The sequence below is a fragment of the Actinomycetes bacterium genome (genome assembly GCA_035506535.1).
In the GTDB taxonomy this organism is placed as follows: domain Bacteria; phylum Actinomycetota; class Actinomycetes; order DATJPE01; family DATJPE01; genus DATJPE01.
The window spans coordinates 1-8,466 of the sequence record DATJPE010000087.1; the positions used below are offsets into that span (position 1 = coordinate 1).

An 8,466-nucleotide genomic window follows, 5' to 3' on the forward strand; every position below is an offset into this window, starting at 1 on the left:
GCTGAAGGACTTCGAGGAGAAGTTCGGCGTGACCGCCGCGGCCCCCGTGGCCGTGGCCGCCGCCGCCCCGGCCGCCGGTGGCGGTGCGGGCGGTGGTGAGGAGGCCGAGGAGCAGGACGAGTTCGACGTCATCCTGACCGCGGCCGGCGACAAGAAGATCCAGGTCATCAAGGAGGTGCGGGCCCTGACCAACCTCGGTCTGAAGGACGCCAAGGACCTGGTCGACGGCGCCCCCAAGCCCGTCCTCGAGAAGGTGTCGAAGGAAGACGCCGAGAAGGCCAAGGCCCAGCTCGAGGAAGCCGGCGGCAGCGTCGAGCTCAAGTAGCCCCGAGCACTGCCCAGCTCTCAGCGACGAGGCGGCATCTCCGTACCGATCCGGTACGCAGGTGCCGCCTCGTAGCGCGTGCGGGCTCGGATCGCGGACCGGCGGGCCATGACCGAGCCGGCGATGCCGGCGAGGAGCAACGCGGCGGCGACGGCGAGGAACGGCCAGGGGCTCCACTCCTCGACGCACGACGTGCTCGACGGCGTGATGGTGCAGATGTTGCCGGGACCGTCGCGGTTCAGCCACGCCACGAACAGCACGGGCAGCGCCAACCCGCACGCGAGCGCGGGTGCTGCCGCCCGGGCCCGCGGGCGAGTGACGAGCGCCAGGGCGAGCAGGCCGACGACCGGTACGAGGAACACCAGGGGCGTGAACGTCGCGAGCACGGCCAGCGAGCCGACCGTGCCGAGCCCGACCCACGCCGGATACGACCACCACCGAGGTGGTCCCGGCGGTGGCGGGGCGGTCCAGGGCACCGCCCCTGGGGCCAGGTGAGGTGGTGGGGGTGGGGGGAGGGTGTCCACGCCGGAATCATACGAACGTATGAATCATTCGGCAACCCCGTGGGCCGGGTAGCTTGCGCCGGGTGTCGGACCCCACCGTCGATCGCCTCGTCCGCCTTGAGGGCGCCCGCAACTTCCGGGACCTGGGCGGCTACCGGGGAACCGACGGCCGCACGGTCCGGTACGGCTGCGTCTTCCGCTCCGGCGAGCTGGCCACGCTGACCGACGCGGACCGCACCGTGGTGGCGGGGCTGGGCATCACCACCATCTGCGACCTGCGGGGACCGGGTGAGGTGGAGCTGATGCCCGACGGCACCATCGTCGGGGCCGAGCCGGTCGGGGTGCCGATGGGGGAGGGCGACGCCGACCACGGCAACATGATCGAGCGGGTCGCCCGCGGCGAGATCGCCGGCGTGACCGAGCAGGACATGGCCGCCATCTACGTCTCGTTGCTCGACCGCTTCGCGCCCGAGATCGGGTCCGTCCTCACCCTGGCCGCCGACCCGGCCCGCCACGCCCTGCTGTTCCACTGCGCGGCGGGCAAGGACCGCACCGGCCTGGTCGCCGCCCTGCTGCTGGCCGCCCTCGGCGTGAGCCGGGACGACATCCTCGACGACTACGAGCTGACCAACCGCTACCGCTCGGCTTGGCGGATCGCCCAGCTGCGCCCGGAGCTCGCGGCCCGCGGCATCGACATCGAGGTCATGACGGCCTACTTCTCGGCGCCCCGGTCCGCGATGGCCCACGCCCTGGACCGCCTCGATGCCGGCCACGGCTCGCTCGAGGGCTTCCTGACCGGGCCGGCCGGGGTCGCCCCCCGCGACCTGGAGGCCCTCCGGGAGCACCTGCTCGAGCCCTGAGGCCCGCGCCGCCCCGGGGAAGCCGCCCTACGGGGCATCCTTGACGAGATCGCCGGTTCGTCTTACCCTGCCGGCAACCTACACGGGGTAGAAGTGGTTGATCCCCCGCTGCTAGGCCCTGGGAGCAACTCCCCGGGTTGCTCTTCGACGCGTGCCCGCCTAGGCTTGGAGCGCCGTGCCCGCCCGCATTGTCCCCGCCGAACTCTTTTCGGCGACCCTGCGCGCCTGGGCACGGCCGTCGCGTCACCTCTGCTGCCCGACTGCCACCAAGGGGTAATCCTTGTCTGCACGCCCTGCCATCCGGGAGCGCTACTCCTTCGCCAACCTCGACGAGGCGCTTGCGCTACCCGACCTGATCGCGATCCAGCGGTCGTCGTTCGAGTGGTTCCTGCACGAAGGTCTGACCGAGACCTTCCGCGACATCAGCCCGATCAAGGACTTCACCGAGACCCTGCAGCTCGAGCTGGAGTTCGACCCCGACGACGAGGACCTGCGGCCGCCGCCGAAGTTCTCGGTCGAGGAGTGCAAGGAGAAGGACATGACCTTCTCCGCGCCGATCTTCGTGCGGGCCCGCTTCATGAACGCCACCACCGGCGAGATCAAGGAGCAGACCGTCTTCATGGGCGACTTCCCCATGATGACGGACAAGGGCACCTTCGTGATCAACGGCACCGAGCGCGTCGTGGTCAGCCAGCTCGTGCGGTCGCCGGGCGTCATCTTCCAGCCGGGTGAGCGGTTCCGCCTGCGGAACCTGACCAAGCACCAGCTGGTCACCGGCACCATCCACCCCTACCGCGGCGAGTGGATCGAGTTCGACGTCGAGCAGAAGCCCGGCAAGGACGTCACCGCCGGCGCCCGCGTCGCCCGCAAGCGCCGCCTCAGCCTCTTCGTGCTGCTGCGCGCGCTCGGCTACGACGAGGAGAACCATCCCGGCTTCCTCGAGAACTTCGTGCGCCACTTCGACTTCCTCGAGGGGCAGTGGGAGAAGGACCGCGAGCTGGCGCCCACCCAGGACGAGGCGCTCGTCGAGATCTACAAGCGGGCCCGCCCGGGCGAGCCGCCGTCGGTCGAGTCGGCCAAGAGCTACTTCCGCTCCGCCTTCTTCGAGAGCCGCCGCTACGACCTGAGCCGCGTCGGTCGCTACAAGCTCAACCGCAAGCTCGGTCCCGAGCTGGACAAGATCGAGCAGCTGTTCAAGATCAAGCTCGAGCGCCCGGAGCTCGACCAGCCGGTCCTCAGCCCGGCCGAGGTCCTGGCCGCCACCACCTACCTGCTCCACCTGGTCAACGCCGAGCCGGGCTACCGCCTCGACGACCAGGACCACTTCGCCAACCGCCGCATCCGCTCGGTGGGCGAGCTGATCCAGAACCAGGTGCGGATCGGCCTCTCCCGCATGGAGCGGGTCGTCCGCGAGCGCATGACCACCCAGGACGTCGAGGCCATCACGCCCCAGACGCTCATCAACATCCGGCCGGTGGTCGCCGCCATCAAGGAGTTCTTCGGCACGAGCCAGCTGTCGCAGTTCATGGACCAGGTCAACCCGCTGTCGGGTCTGACCCACCGGCGCCGCCTGTCCGCGCTCGGCCCGGGTGGCCTGTCGCGTGAGCGGGCCGGCTTCGAGGTTCGCGACGTGCACTTCAGCCATTACGGCCGCATGTGCCCGATCGAGACGCCGGAAGGTCCGAACATCGGCCTCATCGGCGCGCTGGCCACCTTCGCCCGCGTGAACGAGTTCGGCTTCATCGAGTCGCCCTACCGCAAGGTGGTCAAGGGCAAGGTCACCGACGAGATCGTGTACCTCGCCGCCGACGAGGAGGAGGAGTACGTCGTCGCCCAGGCGAACGCGCCCCTCAAGCCGGACGGCAGCTTCGCCGACGACCGCGTGCTGGTGCGGCGCTCGCCGCAGGCCGCGACGCTGGGCGAGCTCAAGCTGCAGCTCGAGCGCGACGTCTTCTTCGGCGCCACCACCGAGATCTCCGCGGTGGCCCCTGAAGAGGTCCAGCTCATGGACGTCTCGCCGAAGCAGATCGTCTCGGTGGCGACGTCGCTGATCCCGTTCCTCGAGCACGACGACGCCAACCGCGCGCTCATGGGCGCCAACATGCAGAAGCAGGCGGTGCCGCTGGTCAAGGCCGAGGCGCCCTACGTCGGCACCGGCATCGAGGCCCGGGCCGCCCGCGACGCGGCCGACATGATCATCGCCGAGGAGGACGGGCAGGTCACCGCCCTCGACGGCACCTCGATCACCCTCGACTACAAGACCAAGGGCCGCAAGGTCTACCGCCTGCTCAAGTTCGAGCGCTCGAACCAGGACACCTGCATCAACCAGAAGCCGCGGGTGCGCGAGGGCGACAAGGTCCGCAAGGGCGACATCCTCGCCGACGGTCCGTCGACCGAGAACGGGGAGCTGGCCCTCGGCAAGAACCTGGTCGTCGCCTACATGACCTGGGAGGGCTACAACTTCGAGGACGCGATCATCCTCTCCGAGCGCGTGGTCAAGGACGACGTGTTGACCTCGATCCACATCCACGAGCACGAGATCGACGCCCGTGACACCAAGCTCGGTCCCGAGGAGATCACGCGGGACATCCCGAACCTCTCCGAGGAGATCCTCGCCGACCTCGACGAGCGCGGCATCATCCGCATCGGCGCCGAGGTCGGCCCCGGCGACGTGCTCGTGGGCAAGGTCACCCCCAAGGGCGAGACCGAGCTCACCCCCGAGGAGCGGCTCCTGCGGGCCATCTTCGGCGAGAAGGCGCGTGAGGTGCGCGACACGTCGCTGAAGGTGCCCCACGGCGAAGAGGGCAAGGTCATCGACGTCAAGGTGTTCAGCCGTGACGAGAGCCACGAGCTGCCCCCCGGCGTCAACCAGCTGGTCCGGGTCTACGTGGCCCAGAAGCGCAAGATCAGCGTCGGCGACAAGCTGGCCGGCCGCCACGGCAACAAGGGCGTCATCTCCAAGATCCTGCCGATCGAGGACATGCCCTTCCTGGCCGACGGCACGCCGGTCGACATCATCCTCAACCCCCTCGGCGTGCCGTCCCGCATGAACGTCGGCCAGATCCTCGAGGCGCACCTCGGCTACGCGGCCCGCTGGGGCTGGGACGTCGACGGCCAGCGGGTCGGCGACGACCCCGTTCGCGGCGTCGAGCACAAGACGCGCACCAACACCCCGCCGGCCACGCTGATCACCACCCCGGTGTTCGACGGCGCCCACTGGGACGAGGAAGAGGAAGCGGGCAAGCACCCGACCATCCAGCGGATCTTCGAGAACCTCACGCCCGAGGCGACCGATGCCCGCTACGGCGATGCGGGCCGGCTCATCCAGGCCAACGGCAAGACCACGCTGTACAACGGTCGCACCGGCGAGCCCTACGACAACCCCATCACGGTCGGCATCGTCTACATCCTGAAGCTGGCCCACCTGGTCGACGACAAGATCCACGCCCGTTCGACCGGTCCGTACTCGATGATCACGCAGCAGCCACTGGGCGGCAAGGCGCAGTTCGGTGGCCAGCGCTTCGGCGAGATGGAGGTGTGGGCGCTCGAGGCGTACGGCGCCGCGTACTGCCTCCAGGAGCTGCTCACGATCAAGTCCGACGACGTGCTCGGCCGCGTGAAGGTCTACGAGGCCATCGTGAAGGGGGAGAACATCCCCGAGCCCGGCATCCCCGAGAGCTTCAAGGTGCTCATCAAGGAGATGCAGGCCCTCTGCCTGAACGTCGAGGTGCTCTCGACGACCGGCGAGGAGATCGAGATGCGCGAGCTCGACGAGGACATCTTCCGCACCGCCGAGGAGCTCGGCATCGACCTGTCACGGCCCGAGCGGGGCAGTGACGAAGAAGACGCCCGCCGCCAGGCGGAGAGGGGCTAGCAGCATGCTGGATGTCAACAACTTCGATCAGCTTCGCATCGGTCTGGCCACGGCGGACTCGATCCGCATGTGGTCCAACGGCGAGGTCAAGAAGCCCGAGACCATCAACTACCGCACGCTCAAGCCCGAGAAGGACGGACTCTTCTGCGAGAAGATCTTCGGTCCGACCAAGGACTGGGAGTGCTACTGCGGCAAGTACAAGCGCGTCCGGTTCAAGGGCATCATCTGCGAGCGCTGCGGCGTCGAGGTGACCCGGTCCAAGGTGCGCCGCGAGCGCATGGGTCACATCGAGCTGGCCGCGCCCGTGGTGCACATCTGGTACCTGCGCGGCACGCGGTCGTGGCTGGCCTACCTGCTGATGGGCACCGAGGTCCGTGAGGAGCTCAAGGCCAAGCAGCTGGAGAAGGTCATCTACTTCGCGGCCAACCTCGTCGTGTGGGTCGACGAGGAGAAGCGCCACGAGGACCTGCCCAACCTCGAGGCCGAGATGATCGGCGAGCGGGAGGCGGTCGAGAAGGACCGCGAGCTGGCCATCGCCAAGCGCTTCGAGGAGCTCGAGAAGGAGGTCGCCGACCTCGAGAAGGAAGGCGCCAAGGACTCCGAGATCAAGGCCCGCCAGCGGGCCGCCGAGAAGGACGTCGCGATGATCCGCGAGCAGTTCGATCTCGAGATCGACGTGCTCGTCCGCGCCTTCGACGAGTTCAAGGACCTCTTCGCCCGCAAGATCATCGAGGACGAGATGCTGTGGCGCGAGCTGGTCGACCGCTACGGCGAGTACTTCGAGGGCGGCATGGGCGCCGACGCGATCGCCCGCCTGGTCGACCGCATCGACCTCGACGAGGAAGAGGTCAAGCTCCGCGCCGCCATCGACCCGCAGGAGGGCCAGCGCCCCCTGTCGGCCCAGCGCAAGCAGAAGGCCATCAAGCGGCTCAAGATCGTCTCGGCGTTCAACCGCCGCGACGAGCACGGCCGCCGGGTGAACGACCCGCGGGCCATGATCCTCGACGTCGTGCCCGTGATCCCGCCCGAGCTGCGCCCGATGGTGCAGCTCGACGGCGGCCGCTTCGCGACGTCCGACCTCAACGACCTGTACCGCCGGGTCATCAACCGCAACAACCGGCTCAAGCGACTGCTCGACCTGGGCGCGCCCGAGATCATCGTGAACAACGAGAAGCGGATGCTCCAGGAGGCGGTCGACGCGCTGTTCGACAACGGCCGTCGCGGCCGTCCCGTGACCGGCCCGGGCAACCGTCCGCTGAAGTCGCTGTCCGACATGCTCAAGGGCAAGCAGGGCCGGTTCCGCCAGAACCTGCTCGGCAAGCGCGTCGACTACTCGGGCCGTTCGGTCATCGTGGTCGGCCCGACGCTGAAGCTGCACCAGTGCGGCCTGCCCAAGCTCATGGCCCTCGAGCTCTTCAAGCCCTTCGTGATGAAGAAGCTGGTCGACGCCGAGCTGGCCCAGAACATCAAGTCGGCCAAGCGCATGGTCGAGCGTCGTCGCCCGCAGGTGTGGGACGTGCTCGAGGAGGTCATCAAGGAGCACCCGGTGCTGCTCAACCGGGCCCCGACGCTGCACCGCCTCGGCATCCAGGCCTTCGAGCCGATCCTCGTCGAAGGCAAGGCCATCCAGATCCACCCGCTGGTGTGCCACGCCTTCAACGCCGACTTCGACGGCGACCAGATGGCGGTGCACCTGCCGCTGTCGGCCGAGGCGCAGGCCGAGAGCCGCGTGCTCATGCTGTCCGCCAACAACGTCCTCAGCCCGGCCGACGGCCGCCCGCTGGTCACGCCCACCCAGGACATGATCATCGGCGCCTTCTACCTGACCGAGAAGGTGCCCGGCGCCAAGGGCGAGGGTCGCGTGTTCCGCAGCGTCCACGAGCTCGAGCGGGCCTTCGAGGCCGGCGACGTGTCCCTCCACGCCGAGATCGAGTTCCGCACGCCGAAGCTGGTCGACACGCCGGCCAACGGGGTCGCCGCGACCTACCACAAGACCACGGTCGGCCGGGTGTTCTTCAACAACGCCCTGCCCGACCGCTTCGAGTTCATCAACGAGCGCGTGACCAAGCGCCAGATGGGTGAGCTCGTCGACACCCTGGCCGAGGACTACGACAAGGCTGACGTGGCCTCCAGCCTCGATGCCATCAAGAACCTCTGCTTCCGCTTCGCCACCCGCTCGGGCCTGACCGTCTCGATCGACGACGTCCAGACCCCGCCGGGCAAGAAGGAGATCCTCGACCGCCACGAGAAGGAAGCCGAGAAGGTCGAGACCCAGTTCCGCCGAGGCATCATCACCGACGGCGAGCGGCGCCAGAAGGAGGTCGAGATCTGGACGACCGCCACCGACGAGGTGCGGGTCGAGATGGAGACGCTCCTGAAGGAGCAGCAGTTCAACCCCATCGACATGATGGTGGGCTCCGGTGCCCGCGGGAACATGATGCAGGTGCGCCAGATCGCCGGCATGCGCGGCCTGGTGGCCAACCCCCGCGGCGACATGATCCCCCGTCCGATCAAGAGCAACTTCCGCGAAGGCCTGTCGATGCTGGAGTACTTCATCGCCACGCCGGGCGCCCGGAAGGGCCTGGTCGACACCGCGTTGCGGACCGCCGACTCGGGCTACCTGACCCGCCGACTGGTCGACGTGGCCCAGGAGCTCATCATCAACGACGAGGACCCGTTCGCCCCGGGCCCCGACGGCAAGCCCCGGCCGGTCCGCGGCATCTGGATCGAGGACGTCACCCCCGACCAGCCCGGTCGGCGGACCTACCTCGAGACGCGCCTCTACAGCCGGGTGCTGGCCGACGACGTCCAGCTCTCGGACGGCACGACCCTGGCCAAGGGCTCGATCGTCGAGGAGGAGCAGCTCGAGGCCCTTCGCGACGATCCGGCGATCACCCGGGTCCG

At 68.8% G+C, this 8,466-nt stretch carries 5 protein-coding genes; 4 read left to right on the forward strand and 1 reads right to left on the reverse strand.

From position 1 onward, the window contains the following. Positions 1–325 (forward strand): 50S ribosomal protein L7/L12 (gene rplL / locus VMI11_14170; GenBank protein ID HTY73544.1); only part of this gene is annotated, 325 nt, incomplete at its 5' end. 20 nt (positions 326–345) lie between these two features. Here rplL and VMI11_14175 read toward each other — a convergent pair. Next, positions 346–849 (reverse strand): hypothetical protein, encoded by a 504-nt coding sequence (locus VMI11_14175; GenBank protein ID HTY73545.1) that lies wholly within the window; start codon positions 847–849, stop codon positions 346–348. Between the two features lie 62 nt (positions 850–911). Between VMI11_14175 and VMI11_14180 the strand changes: the two genes are divergently transcribed. The 3 genes from VMI11_14180 to rpoC form a co-directional block, all read left to right on the forward strand. Further along, a complete protein-coding gene (locus tag VMI11_14180; GenBank protein ID HTY73546.1) occupies positions 912–1,688 on the forward strand; it encodes a tyrosine-protein phosphatase in 777 nt (258 codons plus the stop codon). A gap of 280 nt (positions 1,689–1,968) precedes the next feature. Continuing rightward, the gene (locus VMI11_14185) at positions 1,969–5,562 is read left to right on the forward strand and encodes a DNA-directed RNA polymerase subunit beta (protein ID HTY73547.1); all 3,594 of its coding nucleotides are present in this window, start codon (positions 1,969–1,971) and stop codon (positions 5,560–5,562) included. A gap of 4 nt (positions 5,563–5,566) precedes the next feature. Beyond that, a partial coding sequence (gene rpoC, locus VMI11_14190) for a DNA-directed RNA polymerase subunit beta' (protein ID HTY73548.1) occupies positions 5,567–8,466 on the forward strand: 2,900 nt, incomplete at its 3' end.